Source organism: Streptomyces sp. NPDC046831, assembly GCF_040645305.1.
Lineage (GTDB): Bacteria > Actinomycetota > Actinomycetes > Streptomycetales > Streptomycetaceae > Streptomyces.
Window position 1 is genome coordinate 16427 of sequence record NZ_JBEYXZ010000011.1, and the last position, 19790, is coordinate 36216.

A 19790-nucleotide genomic window follows, 5' to 3' on the forward strand; every position below is an offset into this window, starting at 1 on the left:
GCAGGCATTCGGAGGTGACCGCGTATGACGGGCGGCGTGGGGGCGGGCGACGAACTGACGGCCACGGAAGCGGCCACGGCCTGCGAGGCCGAACGCGAACCGGACCCGTCGGACAGTCTGCGGACGTTCGGGGCCGTCGTCCAGGCGTTGCGCGAACACGCGGGGCTGAGCCGGGTGCAGTTCGGAGAGCTGGTCCGGTTCTCCAAGCACACGGTGGAGTCGGTGGAGCTGGGGCGGCGGATGCCGGACGCGTCGTTCGTGGAGCGCGCGGAGGAGGCCCTGGGTAACACGGGGGCGTTGCGGCGGTCGGCACGCTTCCTTACGCGAGGGGAGGCGGGACTGGCTGCCTGGTTCCGGCAGTGGGCTCGGCTGGAACAGGTGGCGGTAAGCCTGTGCACGTATGAGTGCCGCCTGGTTCCAGGGTTGTTGCAGTCGGAGGGGTACGTGCGAGCCCTCTGCGAGAACGAGATCCCACCCCTGTCGGACGAGGTCTTGGAAACCACCGTGCGGGCGCGCATGGAGCGCCAACGGCTGCTTCGAGTGAGGCCCAACACGACGTTCGACTTCGTCATCGAGGAAGCCGTCCTCGTGCGCCGACTGGGCGGGACGCAGGTCACCGTCGAGCAGCTTGACTTGATCCTTGAGCTCAGCTCGCTGCGCAACGTCACGATCCAAGTCATGCCGGCGAACAGTGAGCAACACTCGTGTCTTTCCGGACCTGTACGGCTGCTGGAGACGCTGGACGGCCGCTGGCGAGCATACTCCGAGGGACAGGAGAATGGCCGCTTGATCACTGACCCGAAAGAGGTGAGCCGGATCCACATGCGCTATGCAAGACTGCGCTCGCAGGCACTTTCCCCGAAGGACTCCGCGAGCCTGCTGGTGCGGATCAGAGGAGCGCTATGAACACGTCTGAACTCGCCTGGTTCAAGTCCAGCTACAGCAGCGCACAGGGTGACGACTGCGTAGAGGTCGCCGTCACCGAGCAGGCCATCCATGTACGCGACTCCAAGGACGTGACGCGTACCCCCTTCGTTGTGGGTCGGGACGGCTGGTCGCGATTTGTGGTCTTCGTGACGGAAGCCTGAGGCGGCGTGTCACGGTGGCAGAAGCGCAAGTTCTGACACCGTGACGCATAGATCGGCGGTCTCCTACGCCTCCTCGCGGTTCACTGACCCTTCGTATGCGGCGAAGACACGGGCCTGCTCCACCTTGCGGATGCGGCTGAGTTCGAGCGGATACGACGAGTAGGGGCGGCCCAAGTGCTTCAGAACGTCCGCGAAGTAAGGGACGGGTAGGTTCCCGGGAGAGACTACGAGGGACGAGAGCAGTACGCCGTCCTGACCTGCACCGCGATCTACGTCGATCAGGATCGAAGCACGTGTGCGGTCGGGGAGAGCTTCCGGCCTCACGCCTGCTGCTGATGCCAGGGTATGCCAGCTGACCCTCACCCCGCGCTGCGCTGCCGAGACGAGTGCTCTCCGGGCGGCCTTCACCACGGTTTTCCTCTTGATACCCAGTCTGGCCCAGAGAGCGTGGTCCGCCCTGACCGGTGGCGGGGGGTTCTTCGAGGCGGACACTGCCTTGGCCACGAGGGCGTACGCACGGTCACGCTCGGTCGGCCATGCTGCTTCAGGGGAGCGCAGCGTGGAGCCGGGAGTCCAGCCCAGTTCCCTGAGAACTTGGCCGAAGAACGGGGCAGGGCCGGTCTCCTGGCCGTCCAGCTTCACCAGAGAGGACAGAACGGGACGTGCGTGACTGTACGACCCGTCCACTGCCACCAGGAGTCGCACGCGAGCGCTGGGCGTGATTCCCGCTGAGCGAGCGCTTGTCAGTTTCACCAAGGTCGACCAGTTTATGAGAGACCGTCGGAACGCAACCCGCTCCAGTTCCGCGCGGAACCGGCTGATCAGGTCGCTGTCGTCCGGTACTGCGCGTTCGGGGGGAGCGGTGTTCCCAGACGGCGCTTCCTGTCGCACCAGGTCATACGCAGTCTTCTGCTGGTGTGCCCAAATGCTGCGGACCTCTTCCGGCAAGAGGTCGGCTCTCCAGCCGAGGTCGGCAAGAACTTCATCAAAGCGCGATACGGGTCCTGGTGCTTGATTAGCCAGTTTCACCAAAGAGGAGAGCACGGGCTTGCCGCTTGTCCGGGGGCGGTCCACGGCCACGAGGAGTCGCACACGGTCCTGCGGGGTGAAGTCTCCCGGTGCGTACCCCTTGTAACGGATAAGTGTTTCCCAATTGATGACACCGCGCGAGCGAGCGATCTGCATGAGCTTGCCGCGCAGGAACCCGACCAGCGCCTCGTCCTCGGCAGGTGCTGCGGACTTTGGCGGGGACGGCAGTCGCCCGGGTTCGGGGGCGGGACGCAGGTCCGGCCAGCGTGGATCGCTCTGGGCGGGAAGTGGGGAGAATCCGGAGGTCTCGATGAACCAGGTCGGTTGTCCGGTGCCGGAGTCGGTCAGGGGGATGAGGTGAGCGGTGCTCTCGATGACATTGAGCCGGTGAGGGGAGGGCGGCACGGAATGGAGCGGCAGCGCGATCCGCATGCGGGTCATCACCGACCCAAGGGGCTGGACGTCCGCCTCGTAGAGGCGGCGTGCCGTGACGTTCTGTTCCTCGGCGGGGACCGATGCGGTGAACGCGAGTCGACCGGGGACGAGGGGAAAGGCGAGCTGGTTCGCCGTGTCCATGCCTGTATCCACGTCTGGGGCCGTGGGTGTTTCGGCGGTGAGGTGTGGAGTGACGATTCCCTCGTCCGTCAGGTGGCACTCGTCCAGAGTGACCAACTTGACGCTGTGGTCCCGGTGTTGAGTGCCGACATAAACCTTGCGCGTATCGCTTTCGGTGCGGCAACTGAAGCGGATGGCATGCCCCTCGGCCTTCACCTCGTTGTGCGCGATTCCGCTGTTCGGCCCGTAGGCCCACTGGACGCGCATGTTGCCGCCGGCGAACTGAGCGCGGGTCGTCTCCCACTGCTTGAGGGACATGCGGTCCATCTGCACTCGGATGAGCCGTGTACCGGAACCGAAACGGACCTCTACGGCTCCGCCCGGCCCCGAACCGAGGTCCGGGTACGACACCGTGACCTTCTGGTGCCCCTGTCGGCGCAGCCAGCGCTGGAGCGCCTGACCGATGTAGAGGTGGTCGGCACTGTCCTCGCCGGTTTGCGTACGACGGCAGTGCACGGGTGGCCGGTGCGCGAAGTGGCACTTCTTGTGCAGGTACCTCTTCGCGGTCAGCTTTTTGCCGCAGCCACCCAGCAGGGTGCCGCAGTAGAAATCGTCGCGGCTCCGGCCCAGCATGAACCGGTCGAAGTCGTCGTGGTCGAACGGCAGGAACACAGGCCAGTCCGATCCGGGCTGGCCTATGACTGCTGTTTGGACCTTGCGCGTGTCTTCCTCGTATGGAGGCATCGGGTCTCCGGGCGGCGGGTGTGCGGTGCAGTGGGGCAACGACCGGCCCCGCCGAGCCCGTCAGGGCTCGCTCCAACAAGGAGTGCGGAGGCGGGGCCGGCCAGGAACGTACGGGTCAGGAGGAATGCCAGCGGTTTCGGCCGTCGGAGCCCGGGCCACAGATCATGGGGGTTCCCGCCTCCGTGACGCCGGTCGCCCCGGCCGGCGAACAGAACGAGCCAGGGTGAACGACACCGACGCTGCCGCCGCCGGAGGAGCCGCCGGACGATGACGAGGAGCCGCCGCTTGCCGACCCGCTGCTCCCGGTGCCGCCGTTGTCACTGTCGTAATCCGGGTCGTTGGCCGGAATCTTGTACGTCGTGTCCTTAGCTGCGGGGCAGTGCTGCACGAGGTCCACGTCGGACCACTCGCCCAGGTCGAGGCGAACCGTGGTGCCGGAGGTCACCTTGGCTCCCTTGGCGGGGGACTGGAAGCACACCCGCCACTCGTCACCGTCCTCGGCGGCTTCCTCAGCGGTGGGAGCGTCGATGTCAAGATAGACGTCATCGAGTGTGATGCGGTCGGTGTCGATACCGGCCTGGCTCAAATTCTTGACTGCTCTGTTGTATGTCGTGCCGACGACGTTCGGCATCGTGGGCCACGGGAGCGGACCGCCGTCCTTCCCGGGGCACGGCTCGCCGGTCTTGACGGCTGAGAAGTCGATGGTCTTGGCGGTCCCGTCGGCTTTCTGGAAGCACACCGTCCATCCGGACCGCATGATGATCGTACGGTCGTCCTGTGCCGCGTCATGGTGGCTTGGGGTGAAACCCGCGGATCGGGCCTGTGTCTCGGCAACGGCCAGCGACTTGCCTGTGTAGTCAGCGGCCTTCAGAACCTCGGGAGCCTTGGAACTCGGGGATGACGTGACCTTGGCGCTCGCGTCATCCGCGCTCCGCGTTTTGGCGTCGGACTTGCCCGACCCGCTGTCGTCGAGCTGCCCGCCCAGGCCTGCCCCGACCGTCAGAAGCACGAAGGCTCCGAACATCGCCCCGAGTTTGGCGAACCAGCGCCAGGGCGGCAGAGCCCACACCGCGACTATGGCGGCGATCATCACAATGAAGCCGAGGGGCAAGCTGAACGCGCCGAGCAGGGCGACCAGCACCAGACTGCCGAGCACGGCCGGGGTGGTCTTCCACCAAGGACGGGACGGCGGTGGGGCGGTGTACGGATTCAAGTATGGTTCCTCTGCTATGGAGCAGGCTGGGCAGCTTACGCCCGCCGTCGTACGGCATGTGTTGGAATGTCAGGTGGTGTGTCGAGAGACATGGCCTGCGGGGCGGGGTGCGGTGGAGATGTAGTTCTCGCCGTCGGCCAAAGGGCTTTCGAGGCTGACGCCAGTTGCGGCCAAGTGGTCGTATTCGACGAGGATCAGTTGCGCACGCGGCTGAAGGGCGGCGCTCGCTCAGCTTTCCCCGCCGCCTTCCTCCTCGTCCCCGCGCAGACGGCGCATTCGCTCGGCGATCTCGCTGGAGAGCTTGCCCTTGACCGAGTTGGCCCGGTCTAGGGTCTCGTTGCCGAGGCTTCTGGCGGCACCGACGCCTTTTGCTCCCGTCTCGAGTGCCTTGTCCCTCACCTCCGTGGCTGCGTGCACCCACCGCCTCGCCTCTGATGGCCGGCGACCGGACTCAATTCCGAGCCGCCCGTGGAAGTCATGGACGCCGGTTGCAACGTGGTTGCTCGACTGGACTACGGCCGGGGACTTGGTCGGATGTAGCAGCACCTTCGCGTTGGCCGCATCAGCAGCTGCACTCATCCGGGCCACCAGACGCTCGGTGCTCCGTGAGATGGCATCCAGCCGCTTCTGTCGGGCAATCCGAAGCCCGAGGCGATGCCGGTCCAGCTCGTCCGGAGTCGTGTCCAGCACTCGATCGAGTTCGAGCACAGCGAACGCGTCCTGCAGTTGGAAGCTACGAGCAAGCACAGCGAGCCACTCCCGAGTCCTGGACTCGACTTCCTTGGCCGTCGTGGCCAGGTCACCGATCTTGGTCTGGCCCTCCAGCTTTTCGGCGAGAGCGTCCAGTTGACGCACCGCATACGCCTGGGTGTCTGCGATCGCCGTTGGTGCGGCCTGCACCTTCGACCACGTGACCTCGGAGACCCGGCCCACCTGCTCCCGGATGGTCATGGCCTCCTCGATGATGAGATCCGCCCCGATCATGCGGGCGACCGCAGCGTCCTTCTGAGCGCGGAGCACGTCGTCGACCTTCTCGTCGATCCTCGCGAGATAGTCGGTGATCTCGTCCATGGTCTGCTGCATCGCCAGCTGCGCCATGATCCCTGCGGCGCCAGCCAGATGGGCCGGGTTCGTCAGGAACGAGCCGGCCCCCTTCTCGACCTGGAGCCAGTTCTTGATCGAGCCGGGTTTTCCTACCATGGCATGGCTGATGCCTGGCGTCTTGGTTTTCATCAGCCCGAACTGCTTGACGCGCTCAGCGGACTCCTTGGTCAGCTTCACCCACCGACCGGAGTTGGCGAATATCTCCGAACCTGCCTGAGCGGCTGCGGCCCCGGTACCGAAAACGGACTTGAGGCGTTGCACACCGAGGTCCTTCGACGGCAGTCCCTCCGAGAGGAGGAAGCGTTCGACATCCGTCGCATTGCCGATGACCGCCAGCCCATCACCGTCACTGATCAGCTGAATCGCGTTGTCCATTGCCCGCTCCTGAAGTGGCTTTTCACAGTTGAGGGTGGTCGGGGTGCGCGCGGCGACCGTCGGGCGGTCAGGCGGGGTGCCGGGGGCCGTGGCCCGGAGGCGGGGTCAGGGTGGAGGTGTAGTTCTCGCCGTCCACCAACGGGTTCTCCAGGCTGACGCCGGCTACGGCCATGCGGTCGTACTCGTCGAGGATCAGGTTCTTGGTGCGGTACGTCCCGTGCGCCTTCACGTCATTGTCTCGGGTGACGTTGAAGGTATCGAGCACGTACGAGGTGTCGTCGCGGGAGACGCCGTACAGGTGGAAGAAGAGGGCGTCCAGCTCTGCGCGGATCGTTGTCCGCCGGTCGGGGTTCCAGCGGAAGGGAGTGCCGATGTCGCCGAGGTCGCTGGCCAAGGCCTTCATATCACTGGAGGTGTAGGTGAGTTCCGCGAGGCGCGGCATCAAGAAGTCACTGTGAGGCGCGAGAGCTTTCGGTGTGGGCACGGGGAGTTGCGTGACGTAGCCGTACGTCAGGTGGGTGCCGCCGATCTTCTGGCGTACGGAGTAGTCGAAGGCCATGGACGACAGAACCGTAAGCAAAAACGGCGCATACTGTGGATCGGAGGGGAGGAGCAGGGGGAACGGATGCCCGAAGCCATACGCAGACGCGACCGAGCAGATCATGGTGCGCTCGTCGGACGCCCGGCAGATGTCGCGCCACCCGAGGACCCAGCCTTGCTCCCACCCCTTGGCAGCAAGCCGCGACCGAACACCCGGCAGCTTGATCTCCTTGCCGCTCTTGTCGATTGCGCCCGTGGGAACATCCTGCTCAGGGACCCAGTACCGCGGCATCGGGACAGCCGAGGCGTCTTGATGCTGCTCCACGGTGAGTCGCGGCAACGTGCCCTTGTTGAGCTGCTTCTCCGTGGCGCCTTCGTATGTAGAGAAGCGGTGGTCGTAGTGGTGAAGCATCTTGGCCTCGTACAGGGGCAACAGGCGTTCGTCGCCCCGAACCAGTACGTTGCCCTCCAGGTTCCAGCCGTCCTTGAGGAGATCCTCGAACGTCTCACCTCGCCGAGCGTCGGGGCGGAACAGATGGGAGTCGTTGGCCATGTCGAACATGCGCATGAATGACACCCCCCACGGATTGCCGTCCTTGCGTGACTCGTCGATGAGGACCGGCACCTGGCGATAGATGCCCAGAGTGATCTCGGCGTCGCGACGGCTGCTGAAGACCGGGCAAGTACCGGTGTTGGGGTTCATCCGGAGGATGTCCTCCGCCGTCAGGTGGTAACGACGCTCGGCGATCTGCTCGGCCTGGCGCACCTTGAACACCATCCGGGCCGGCTCGCTCATATCCCCTGTTCCCCGTAGGGTGAGCAAGCAGAAGCGCATCTGATTGTGGACGCCGGGAAAAACCTTGTCCTCGTTCTCGAAGTCGTACAAGGCGACCAACTGGCCCGTGGTCACGACGTCTGCGAAGAAGTATTGCGTCGTAGCGTCCGTCGCGATGCCCGTGGGCACGATGACGCCTGTCTGCCCGCGAGGGCCGGTCAGCGTGCGGTCCGTCTCTGTGAAAACGGCGTACGTGTTGATGTCGCCGCGCCCCGTGAGGGAGTACCGGCCGCTGATGCGCAGGAAGTGGCTCTCGCCATCTGCGCGGCGCTTGGCGGCCTCGAACTCCTCGAAGAGCAGACGTCTGTCGGGGTCGTCCTTCAACTGGGCGATCGCCCGTTTCCGCGCAGCCGCATTCGTCGCCTTGGCGATCTCGGGGCTGCGCTCTGCGAAGAACTCCTGCTCCTGAAGCTTGACCCGTTCCCACGGCGGATTCCCCACCACCGCACCGAAGCCCCCCGACCAGCCGGTCCCAGGCTGTGCGTCAGCGCCCGACTCGGGCACCGAGAAGACCTCCGGAAACTCCAGGTGCCAATGGAAGAACCTGTAGTCGTGCGCGAGCCGGATGATCTCCTCGTTCGTGCTCACCGGAATGCCCGCGCCCGCGCTCTGGAGGTCCCGGAAGACACCTTCCGTCACCGGAGTCGGCGCACCCTGATACTTGGGCCAGACAAAGGCCGCACACCAGCCGTCGGCGATATGCAGCGCCCGGAGATAGTCCGCCGACTGCTCGAGGTCACGGAACCGGCTGGACTGGAGCCGGACGTCGCGCAAGGTCTCAGCCGACGCCGCAGTGATGTCCCGCAGGCTGGCCGCGAACGCCGCGTTCGACACCCAGATGCGCTCCTCCGTGTGGAAGCTCAGCTGGCCTCCGCGCTCCGCGGCGTTCCGCTTCTTGATGGCCGACGCGATCTTCTTGTCGTCGCCCTCGATCGGCTTGAAGGCGTCGTCGGGTATGCCCTTGGCCAGCAGTGCCGGCGTGGCTCCGATCAGTGCGTTGCCGTGCTTGATGTGGGCGTCCAGGAAGCCCAGCGGCTTGCCCGGCTCCAGAGCCTCCAGCCACAGCGACACCTTGGCCAGCTCGACGGCCATCGGGTTCAGGTCAACGCCGTAGATGCACCGCGCAACCACCTCATGCAGCGCGTGCCGCACCGCGTCGATCGTCGGCTCTGGGTTCTGCTCCCGTACCGCAGCCACCCGCTTGGCGATGCGCCGCGCCGCAGCCACCAGGAAGTGGCCAGACCCACACGCTGGATCACAGACCGTCAGGTTCAGCAGTTCCTCGACGATAGCCGGGCCCGGGTCCGGTTGGCCCGAGCGTGTCGCCCGGATCTCACCGCGCTTCACCGCATCGTCGATCACCGTGTCCAGCGCGGAGTCGAGCAGACACTCGATCAGCGAGGACGGGGTGTAGTACGAGCCCGTGGTCTTCCTCGCGTTGCCCGCCAACTCGACCAGTTCAAAGGTGCGCTCGGACGCGTTGTGCTTCGGGACCAGCTCCAGCAGGGATTCGTAGATGGAGCCCAGCTCCTCCGCGTCCAGGTGGCGGTAGTCGACCACCCGGTTCCGCTTGCTGCTCGTGTCCCGCACGATCGACAGCGCCCGGACCGCCTCCAGCAGCGGCTCGTTCGACAGGGACAGGCCGTGCAGGAGCTTGTCCGCCTCCGTGTCGTCGAAGATGCCGCCCAGGCCGGGCAGGCCCAGCTCCGGCAGACCGTCGTCGTTCCCGAGACCGGCCAACACGAAGCGCAGCGCCTGGTACAGGTCGCCGTGAGCCGTGCCCCTCCGTCGCTGCGCGTGCCGGCGCAGGCGGGCCGAGGAGAAGTACGCCGCGTAGCGCTCCTTCGCCGTCTCGTCCGCCGACGGGGACAGCAGGACCTCGCGGTCCTCGGCCACGAACAGGAACAGGAGCCGGTAGACCAGGCGCAGCAGCGCGTAGTGGAAGGTCTTGACCTCCAGCGTCTCCCGCAGCTCCCGGTTGTCCGGGTGCTTCAGGAAGCCTGTACCGAGGGTCGTGATCGCCCGCTGGACGCCCTTCCTGAGCTGGTCCAGGGCCCGCGTGCCCTGGGCGATCGCCTCCGTGCGCCACTTCTCCAGCCAGCACGTCGACGGCGCCGCGCCCTCCGCGACCTCGAACCGCGACACGTGCAGCAGCCGGTACAGCAGCACGAACTCGCTGAACAGCTCGCCGTCGAAGATCGCCTCCAGGTCGAACTCGACGTACGACGCCGTGGCCAGGGCGCTGGAGTCCCGGAGCAGGCGGACCTGGCGGCCGTTCGTCAGGACGCCCCACAGGTGGGCCTCGGTCCGGTTCAGGCACTCCTGGAGCATCGACTGCGGCGGGACCGTGCCCGCGCCGCCCCGTCGCTTGTCCAGGTTGGCGTTCCACGGCACCTGGTGGAGGAGCGCGTGCTGCCACCGGTGCGAGACCTCGAACCGCTTCTCCGTGTCCGAGTCGGCGGTGACGCCCTCCGTGCCGATCGGCGCGAGGCGGCCGAAGCCCAGCTCCCGCCACAGCGGCGCCAGCCAGTCGGCACCTGCACGGCCGGTCGGGTCGGTCGCGGGCAGGCCCGTCTCGTGGTCCTCGGGGAGGTGCTTGCGCAGGTCGCGCCACAGCGGCTTCAGGTACTCCCAGCTGCGCTCCGCCTCGTCCCGTACCGAACGCGACGACGGCAGGCCGTAGTCGGCGGGCTTCGAGCCCGGGACGTCCTTGCCCTCGGAGATGCGCAGCAGCATGTCGGCCGGCAGCAGACCTCCGACCGTGTGGACGGCGGTGAACACCTGGTTGCGAGTCGTGGCGGACATCAGGCGGACGCTCCAGAAACAGCAGCAGGGGCGGGGGAGGAAGCGGAGGGGTTCGCGGGCAGGTACAGGTACGCGCCCAAGACGTCGGCCGGCTTCTGGGCCGTCACCGACAGGCCGCGGACGATCTCGCCGGACGCCTGGCGCACCCGGCGGTGCGAGGCGTCCAGCTCGGCGGCCAGTTCCTCGCCGTACGTCTCCAGGTAGGCGTTGGCCTCGGGGAGTTGGTCGAGGATGCGCTTCATCATGCGCTCGCCGAAGTGCGGGTCGGTGTTCGCGGACGCCGTCGCGTCCAGCAGGGCCGCGGCGCGCTCCTGCGGCAGCCACACCGCGTTCTTCGGTGAGCCCTCGAAGGCGAGCAGCCGCGCGTCCTCCGCGACGAGCTGCTTCTCGCCGCTGCGCGACGGCAGCGTCAGGTGGAAGCGGTAGCGGACCAGCAGCAGCGTCGTCCGCGTGGTCACTGCGTCCGTCGTGATCACGCCGCAGCGGCGTGCCGGGCGGGCGCCGTCCGCCTGGGTGTCCAGCGCCGCATTGAGGACGTGCGAGGCGAGCGCGCCCACGACCGGGTCCGTGCGCACCAGCGCCGCCTCGCCCCGCGCCACGGCAGGGTCCGTGCGGAACGGGATCGGGCGGTCCTGCTCGATCATCTCCGCGCCCACGGCGGTCGCCAGTGCGTCCCGCAGGCCGGCCGGAGTGCCGCCCACCTGGGCCGTGAAGTCGTCGGCCTCGGCCGCTCCGCGCAGCACCGCGCCCAGCGAGCCCAGCGCCTCCCGTACGAACGTCCGCACCTCGCCCGTACCGCCCAGCGCGTCCCGGACCGCGGCGACCTCGCGGGCCACCTCCTCCGGGTGGATCGCGCGCTGCGCGAACCGGGACTGGGACCGCTTCTCGCGCTCGGCCGCCGAGTTCCAGTCGCTGTCCAGCTTTGCCGTGCTCACCTTGAACGCGTCCGCGCTGAAGAGGGCGTCCTCGTTCTCGCGGCCGCGCATCAGCAGCCATTCGACGATCGCATCCGTAACACCCGTGGACAGCTCGTCCGGGATCGACACCGAGATGCCCAGGTCCTTCTTGATCTGGCGGTGCTTCTTGATGAGGACTTCGAGGACCTTGCCGTCGATGCCGTTGTCCTCGCCGTACAGGGTGATGACGCGGACCTCGTCGCGGCGCTGGCCGTAGCGGTCGACGCGACCCTCGCGCTGGTCGTGGCGGGTGGGGTTCCACGCCAGGTCGTAGTGGACCACCGCGTCGAAGTAGTGCTGGAGGTTGACGCCCTCCGACAGGCAGTCCGTGGCGATCAGCACCCGGCGCGCGGCGGCGTCCTCGCCGGCCTCGGTCGCCAGCGCCTCGATGTTGTCGATGCGCTGCTGCGGCGACAGCTCGCCTGTGACCGCCTTGACGACCGTCTTCGCGCCCAGCGGGCCGCGCTTCTTCGTCTCCGGGTCGTTCCCCAGTTGTTCGGCCAGGTACTTGGCCGTCGGGATGTAGCGGCAGAAGACGATCGGGTTGTAGCCGTCGGCCAGCAGCGCCTTGAGGTGCTTGACCAGCGCCTTCAGCTTGAGGTCCTGCGCCGGGCCCTCCAGCTCGGCGGCGCGGTCGGCGAGTTCGGCCAGGCGCGAGCGGGGATCGTCGGCGTCGATCTCGGCGCCCGGCGCTACGTCCATGCCCTCCATGGAGTCGCTGTCGGCCGCGTCGCTGTTGAGCGGGGCGCCGAGCTTGTCGGCCTCCTCCGCCGACGACGCGACCGCTGCCGCGGACCTCGTGCGGAGCGTCTGGGCCGCCGCCCGCGGGGACGACACCAGCGAGCGGAGCAGCGCGATCGCCGACCACCAGGCTATTCGGGCCTCCCTGCGGCCCCGGCCGTCCGCCTCCTCGACCCGTTCGCTCGCGTAGGCGATCGCGTCGTCCAGCAGGGCCCGGTACTCCGGGGACAGCTTGTACGTCTCGTCCTTGAAGTAGCGGTCCGAGGGGAACGCGGTGCGCTCCGCGAGGGAGTCGTCGGCCAGGCCGTCCTCCTTGGTGAGGTACTGACGTACGTCCGCGCGCTTGCGGGCCACGAAGTGCTGGGCGAGGAGCTTCCGGCCCGTCTCCGACTCCAGGTTGACGTGGGCCAGCTCGGGCTTGACCAGGCCCAGCAGGTTCCGGAACGCGGACTCCTTGCCGCTGTGCGGGGTCGCCGTCACCAGCAGCAGGTGCCGTTCCGCGTCCTCGGCCACCCGCCGCAGCAGCTCGTAGCGCAGCTGGTTCTGCGTGCCCGTCTTGGTGTCGTCGGAGGCCACGCACGTGTGCGCCTCGTCGACGATCACCAGGTCGGGGCAGTGCCGTACGAAGTCGTCGCGGTGACGGGTGGACTTGATGAAGTCCGTGGAGACGATGACGTTCGGGTAGCGGTCGAAGAGGGACTGGCCGAGATCCAGGCCGCGCTCCAGACGGGTGACCGTCGACGAGAGCACCAGTTCCGCGTCGATACCGAACTTGCCGCGCAGCTCCTGCTGCCACTGCTCCGCCAGCGCGGGGGAGCACAGCACGGCCAGGCCCGACGCCTCGCCCTGCGCCAGGAGTTCGCTCGCGATCAGACCCGCCTCGACGGTCTTGCCGATGCCGACGTCGTCGGAGATCAGCATGCGGACCGTCTTTTGGCGCAGCGCCATCAGGAGCGGGACGAGCTGGTACGCACGCGGCTCCACCGCGATGCCGGCCAGTGAGCGGAACGGGCCCGCGCCCGAGCGGAAGCCGACGCGCAGGGCGGTGCGCAGCAGACCGGCCGCCCGCTGGTCGCCGAGGTCGCTCGGCTCCGGAGCGGCGAACCGGGCCTCCTCGACCGTCTCGAACGCCGGGAAGACGGCGGCGACGTCGTCGTCCGAGCCGCCGAGCGGGCGCAGGACGAGCAGGTCGGGCTTGCTCTCGGGGAGCACCACCCATTCGCGGCCGCGGGCCTTCACCAGGGAACCGGCGGAGTACGTGAGTGCCATGTGTGTTGTCGAGTCCTCAGGAACGAGCGGTCAGTTGGCGGCAGGGGTGCCGAAGTACCGGGGATTGGCGGCGGCGATGGCGTCCCAGTCGCCGCCGTGCGGGAAGCGGACGACGTCCCAACTGGCGTCGAGGAGACGGTCCTCGGCGTCCTCGTCCCGGAAGGTGTCCATCTCCTTGTCGGGCGTGTCCACGAAGACGGCGACGTTGCCGCCGGGCAGCCGGTACACGAAGTCGGGCATCGCGTTGGCCTCGGTCAGGAACGGCCCCGCCTCGTCCGGCAGGTTCAGGCCCTTCGTCTTCGCCCAGCCCAGGAAGTCGCCCCGCGCGGCGAGCTCGGCGGCGGCCGACGCCTCGACAGCGGTGGGCGCGTCGAGAGCGGCGGGCGCCTGGTCGAGCAGGCGGCGGTACTGCTCCGAGCGTGACTCGCCACGCGACTCGCGCTCCGCCGTCGCGGAGGCGAAGCGCACCAGCAGGTGCCGGGCCGCGTGCCGGTTGATCAGCGCGTGGTCGAGCTGGTTGCCGTACGTCAGCAGGCACTCGTAGCAGCCCAGGGCGCAGGGCCGGTCCCGGTGCGGGCCGCCCTGGTCGGTGCCGTCCTGGTCGAAGTGGCAGATCGACAGGGCCTGCCGGGCCGCCGTGGCCAAGGCGTCCGTCTCCGCCTGAAGGCGGCGAAGCACGCCCGCGCCGCCCTCGGCGGCCTCCGTGAACAGGAACCGGTTGCGCGGTCCGCCGTCCGGCGGCAGCAGCTCGCTGGACAGCTCGGCGTCCTCCAGCTCGAACGCGGCCTCGATGCCTCGCTCGAGCGCGTACATGAGGGACACCGCCTCCGGCTCGGGCAGGGCCTCGTCCAGGGTGATGACGAGGATGTTGCGGCGGTCCTCGACGTACGGGATGACCCGCTTCTTGCGGCGCCGCTCCTGGCCCTCCTCGTCGACCACCGGCAGCTCGCTGGAGTCGCCGGAGGCTTCCGCGGCGTCCTTGTCGTTCATCCAGCGGCCGTCGGCGAGGTCGAGCCAGTAACCCGCCGGCTCGTCCTTCTTGGCCCGCACGCGGCCGAGGTTGGTGATCCGGACGGTCGCCGAGTCGCCGTAGGCGAGGTCGGCCAGCGGGGCGCCCGAGGCGTCCGCGACGGAGGCGTTGAGGCGGCCCTTGCGGGCGCCGTGGTCCTGGAACCGGTACGACGTCTCCAGGCGGTAGCCGGCCCGGCGGCGCTCCTCCTCGTCGGAGGAGATCCGCTCCCGGCGGGTGGTGTACACGGTGTGCAGCTGCAGCAGGCCGTGGGTGGCCGCTCCCAGCGGTTCGTCACACATCTGGCAGCGGTCCTGCCGCTCGGCCGGATCGTGGTGGTAGCCGCACTGCGCGCAGCGGCGGGCCTCGCTGGTCGCCAGGTCGCCGGAGGAGTCCGGCGGCAGCTGGATGCGGGTCACCTGGTAGCGGGCGCCCTCGTGGTAGATGAGCGCGCCGGGGCCGAACTCGCGGATGGCGAGGAAGCGGGGCCGCTGGAGGTAGTCGCCGTCGCCGCGGCGGCGGCCGACGGTCGGGATGTACGCGGCCAGCGGCAGGCGCGGGAAGCTGTAGCCGGGCAGGAAGCCCTCGGAGGCCAGGTAGCGGTAGGGGTTGAAGTCGGAGAGGACCGACTTGCTGTCGACGCTCTCGTTCATCAGCAGGTTGAGCTGCGTCTCCGCCTCGCGGCGCCGGGCGTTGGCCCGGTTGCGGTCGGACTCGGTGAGGCTGTAGTCCAGGCGGCGCTTGTTCTGGATGTACTGGTCGTCGAGCGCGGCGCGGAAGAGCTGCCGCCAGCGGTCGAAGGCCCGGTCGAAACGCTCGGGCACCGTGCGCACCCGGTCCTGGATCCAGTCGTCGTGCCACCACGTCGTGTCGACGAAGTCCGGCAGCAGTGGGCCCAGCACCCTGAGGGCCGCCTCCACCGTGCGGTGCTGGGCGGTCTCGTCCAGGGACGCGTCCAGGATCTCCGGCAGCAGTTGCAGGGCGGGGTTCGGGCGGTCGCCGGTGTCCGGGTGCGACACGTCCAGGACGTCGGGTATCGCGCGGCCCAGCTTCAGGCTGGCCTCGGCGATCCATAGGCCCTGCAGGTGGGAGAGGACCAGGTCCTCGTTGGCCAGGTCCAGGCGCGGCGGGGCCACCGCGCCCGCCACCATCCGCTCCGAGCGGCGGAAGTAGTACTGGTCGTGGCTGTTGCCCGTCGCGCAGTACGTCGTCACCAGCGCGGGCTGGCCGCTGCGGCCCGCGCGGCCCGAGCGCTGGGCGTAGTTGGCGGGCGTGGGCGGCACGTTGCGCATCATCACCGCGTTGAGCGAGGAGATGTCGACGCCCAGCTCCATCGTGGGGGAGCAGTAGAGCAGCTTCAGCTCCGCCTTGCGGAAGGCCTCCTCGCGCAGCTCCCGCTCCTGCGGGGCGACCTGGGCGGTGTGCTCGCGCGCGAAGAGGCCGGACAGCGCGCTCGCCGCCTCCTTGTACAGGTCCCGGAAGAAGGTGTTGACGCGCGGGCCGTCGCCGCTGGGGTAGGTGCGCGTCAGCGGGTCGTGCGCGCCCGTCTCGCCCTTGCCGGCCCGCCAGATCAGCGACTGGGCCGCCACCCGGTAGCCCATCCGGGTGTCCGTGGCGGGCCTGCGGAAGCGGCCCGCGCGCTGCGGCGCCTCCGCCACCTCCTTCACCAGGCCGTCCGCGGCGAGCACCTTCAGCAGCTCAGCGATGACGAGCTGCAGGTCGTCGGGGGAGAGGTCCTTGAACGAGGCGTCGGCGCGCTTGAGGTACTTGCCGAACTTGCCGCGCGAGGAGAGGAAGAGGCCGGAGCGGTCCATGCCGCGGCCCGTCGAGGGATGCGGGTAGGCGGTGCCGACCCGCGGCCGGTCGGAGGCCGCCAGCACCCACGGGTCCGCCAGCCGTTCCTCGCTCGCCCGCTGGAGCGCGTCGAAGTCGTCACGGAAGTAGGAGACGTCGATGGCGAGGGAGCGGCGCATCTCGTTGAGTAGTGCCTTCATGAGTTCCGCCCGCAGGGCGGGGTCGGCGTCCCGCAGCGCCGCGTGGGTGTGCGCCCAGCGGTCCTGCTTCTCCGCGACCCACTGCAGGTCGGCGTAGTCGATCTCCAGCAGGCCCGTCTGCTCCAGGTTCGGCATGGTGATGCGCCAGCCACGCTCCAGGTCGAGGTAGAGCCGGAAGGCGACCACGTCACGCAGCGTCTTGGCCGCGGCCTTGGCGAGCATCGGGGGCTGGTCGCGCTCGCCCGTGTAGTCGACGGGGGTGAGCGCGAGCGCGTTCGTCACCGCGGAAGCCAGCTCCTCGTGGGTGAGACCGTCCGCGCCCGCGTCCAGCGCGGCCTGGTACAGGGCGCCGCGCAGTTGGGTGATCTGCACGAAGTCGTTGAAGTGACCGGCCTGGAGGGAGGCGTCCTGACGGTTGTCGACGAACGTGAGGAGCTTGCGGGCCTCCTTGTCGAGGGCCTCCTCGGGCACGGACTTCAAGGACCGCACCACCGAGGCGGAGATGAGGGAGGTCGCCGAGGAACGGCCCTCCTGGTCCAGCGTCGCCAGCTTGGCGAAGTCCCGGCCGCGGGTCTGCTCGTAGGCGACACCGCAGTGCAGGCAGAACAGGAACGGCGACGGGATGAACGCGGCCTTCAGCTCTCCCCGGCCCTCGTAGCCGAGGGGATCGACGGTGACGGCCCGGGGCACCCGGTCGCGGAACGTCTTCCGGACCACCTCCTGGCCCCTGTCGTCCAGCTCCAGCCACGACTCGGGCAGCCGGCGGTCGTCGACGGCGTACTGGACGCTGGCCGGCCAGGGCCGCTCGTGGTCGACGAAGAGGTAACCGTCGCCCTGGCGGCCACCGGTGGCGGAGGTGTCGCGGCGCGCCTCGTAACGGACCTCGCCGTCCTTCTCGTTGCGCCAGACGGTCAGGTACTCCTGGCCGCACTCCCGGCAGAAGGCGAGCGGCATCAGCAGCTTGCCGCCGCTGCCGGGCTGCTCCAGCTGGTAGGAACGGGTCAGGTGGCGGGAGAGCTTGTCCTCCAGGGTGACGTACACGGTGTCGCCCTTGGACAGGAACTGGTGCAGCCGGAACGCGAACAGCGGACGGTCGGTGACCGGGTGCCGGGCCTGCGAGCCGGCCTCCAGGGTCGCCTCGATGGCCCTCGCGCAGTCGTCCGCGGCGACACCCGACAGCCCGGACAGCTCGTGGGCGGCGCGAGCGATCGTCGTCGGCCGCCGGCGCACCAGCCGGCCCGTCGCCTCGTCCGTCGCCAGACCGAAGCGCGTCTCGATCCAGCGGGCCAGCGGGTCGCGCACGAGATCGGCGTACGCGCGCGGCGCGGCCGGCGAGGTCAGGCGCTCGGCGGGCACGGTGTCCGGCGCCTCGTCGGTGGCTCGCACGAGCGTCTCGCCGATGACGTCCCTGGGGTTGACCGTCGTGCCGAACAGCCTGCTCGCCACGCCGGCGACGACCTTCTTCTGGTCCTCGACGGTGCCCTCGGTCGACATGGTCGCCGAGGTGCCGATGCACTGCACGTCGGGCGCCTGACAGGCCTCGCGGACCCGGCGGATCAGCAGGGCGACGTCCGCGCCCTGCCGGCCGCGGTAGGTGTGCAACTCGTCGAAGACCAGGAACTCCAGGCCCTTGGCCATCTTGATCAGGCTGGCCCGGTCGGCGGGCCGGGTCAGCATCAGCTCCAGCATCACGTAGTTGGTGAGCAGGATGTCCGGCGGGTTGTCGCGGATCTCCCTGCGCTTGGCGTCGTCCTCCTGGCCCGTGTACCGGGCGAAGGTGACCGGCTCGTGGCCTTGGCCGTAGCCGTCGCGCAGGTACTTCTCCAGTTCCTTCAGCTGACTGTTCGCCAGCGCGTTCATGGGGTACACGATGACGGCGCGCACCCTCCCCCGGCCCCCGGCCGGGGGGACCCCCATGACCGCCCCCGGCCCCTCGGAATCCCGCTCATGCAGGACGCGGTTCACGATCGGGACGATGTACGAGAGCGACTTGCCGGAACCGGTGCCGGTCGTCAGCACGTACGAGGCGCCGCGCGCGGCGGCGTCGATGGCCTCGCGCTGGTGGCGGTGGAGGGTGAGGGGACGCCCGTCCGGGACCGTGCCGCCCTCCGTCTTGCCGGCCTGGAAGATGCGGGCGCACTCCGGGTGCAGCACTTTCTCCCCGACCAGTTCCGCGACCGTGCCGCCGCTCTGGAAGAAGGGGTTGAGCGACAGCCACGGATCCGGCCACTGCGACTTGTCGTCGAGGTCCTTCTCCACGAACGCCTCGATGCGGTCGTCGCGGATGACGGTGCCGCCCTCGGTGAAGTCGCGGTAGTCCTTGATGAGTGCGCGGTGCACCCCGAAGACGTCCATGGCCGTGCCGGACGCGGTGACCGGGGCCGGGCGCGCAGCGCGTTCCGGAGGCGAGGCGACGCTGCGGGCGACGGAGGCGAGCAGGGGACGCGTCGGGTCGAGGGCGCTCCAGTGGGGGAGGCTGCGAGTGTCCGCGTCGGCGACGGCCAGCGGAAGCAGCGCGTCCCGGACCTCCGCCGCGTCGGCAGGACGGTCGGACGGGTCCTTCGCCAGCAGCCGGCCGACCAGGCGGACCAGGCCGGCGGGTATCCCCCCGCGGATGACGGCGAGGGGCGTCGGCTCGCTCTCGAGGTGCTTGCGGGCCAGCTCGTAGGGCGACTCACTGGTGAAGGGGGGTACGGCGACGAGCATCTCGTACAGCACACAGCCGAGGGCGTACAGGTCGGCGGCCTGCGTGACCTGGCGGGCCCGGAACTGCTCGGGAGCCATGTAGCGGGCGGTGCCGACGCTCACGCCCGTGCTGGTGAGCCGCGCCTCGTCCGGGTCGTCGACGATGCGCCCCATGCCGAAGTCGAGCACCTTGACGGTGCCACCCCGCGTCAGCATGACGTTCGCGGGCTTCAGGTCGCGGTGCACGACGTCGGCAGCGTGCGCCGTGGCGAGGCCGTCGGCTATCTGGGCGCCGATGGCGGTGACCCAGGACAGCGGAAGCTGGCCCTCCTCCCCGATGAGGTCGCGCAGCGTCTCGCCGTCCAGGCACTCCATCGCCAGGTACGGCAGTCCGCCGTCCGCGGTGACGCCGCCGGCGATGAGCCGGGTCAGGTTGGGGTGCTCGAGGCGGCGCATGATGCGGACCTCGCGGGCGAAACGCTCCACCGCCTTGATGTCCCCGTCGGTGTCGATCAGCGCGCCCGTACGGCGGCGCAGGATCGTCTTCACAGCGACTGTGCGCTCGGCACTGCCCTCCGCGGCGTGGAGATCTTCCGCCCGGTGGACCTCCCCCATGTTGCCCTTGCCGATGACCTGTCCGATGCGGAACCTGCCATCGATCAGCTCGTGGCCCACGGCCGCCCCCTCGCGTTCATCTCGCCGTCCCTGTCCGGGACTTGCCCCCTGCACATGCTGCCTCTTCCGCTGACGTCACGTCAGGAGGTCGGACAACCGGGCTCACCGTACACGAGGGCGACCAAACTGCATAGGGCACACACCCGTTGACACTGTCAACGTGCGACCCGTAC

General features: G+C 68.9%; 8 protein-coding genes. 2 read left to right on the top strand and 6 right to left on the bottom strand.

The features are described from left to right. Nucleotides 1–24: 24 nt before the first annotated feature. Nucleotides 25–906 carry a helix-turn-helix transcriptional regulator gene (locus tag ABZ920_RS12430; RefSeq protein WP_361502356.1) on the top strand — a complete coding sequence of 294 codons (882 nt, stop codon included), beginning with the start codon at nt 25–27 and terminating at the stop codon, nt 904–906. Beyond that, on the top strand, nt 903–1088 hold the full coding sequence (locus ABZ920_RS12435) for a DUF397 domain-containing protein (protein ID WP_361502359.1): 186 nt from the start codon (nt 903–905) through the stop codon (nt 1086–1088). The genes ABZ920_RS12430 and ABZ920_RS12435 overlap by 4 nt, the downstream gene beginning before the upstream one ends. 63 nt (nt 1089–1151) lie before the next feature. On the opposite strand, the gene ABZ920_RS12440 is transcribed toward ABZ920_RS12435, so the two are convergent. The 6 genes from ABZ920_RS12440 to ABZ920_RS12465 form a co-directional block, all read right to left on the bottom strand. Next, nucleotides 1152–3416, bottom strand: a complete 2265-nt coding sequence (locus ABZ920_RS12440) for a competence protein CoiA family protein (protein ID WP_361502362.1) — start codon at nt 3414–3416, stop codon at nt 1152–1154. A 115-nt stretch (nt 3417–3531) separates the two neighbouring features. Next, a complete protein-coding gene (locus ABZ920_RS12445; protein ID WP_361502365.1) occupies nt 3532–4629 on the bottom strand; it encodes a PASTA domain-containing protein in 1098 nt (365 codons plus the stop codon). Between the two features lie 228 nt (nt 4630–4857). Continuing rightward, nucleotides 4858–6108: a hypothetical protein gene (locus ABZ920_RS12450; RefSeq protein WP_361502368.1), complete on the bottom strand. Its 1251-nt coding sequence runs from the start codon at nt 6106–6108 to the stop codon at nt 4858–4860. Nucleotides 6109–6175: 67 nt separating this feature from the next. Further along, complete coding sequence (locus tag ABZ920_RS12455) at nt 6176–10288, bottom strand: DNA methyltransferase (protein WP_361502371.1); 4113 nt, start codon at nt 10286–10288, stop codon at nt 6176–6178. Then, nucleotides 10288–13254 (bottom strand): DEAD/DEAH box helicase, encoded by a 2967-nt coding sequence (locus tag ABZ920_RS12460; RefSeq protein WP_361502374.1) that lies wholly within the window; start codon nt 13252–13254, stop codon nt 10288–10290. The genes ABZ920_RS12455 and ABZ920_RS12460 overlap by 1 nt, the downstream gene beginning before the upstream one ends. Nucleotides 13255–13284: 30 nt before the next feature. Beyond that, a complete protein-coding gene (locus tag ABZ920_RS12465) occupies nt 13285–19617 on the bottom strand; it encodes a protein kinase (protein WP_361502377.1) in 6333 nt (2110 codons plus the stop codon). Between the last annotated feature and the right edge of the window lie 173 nt (nt 19618–19790).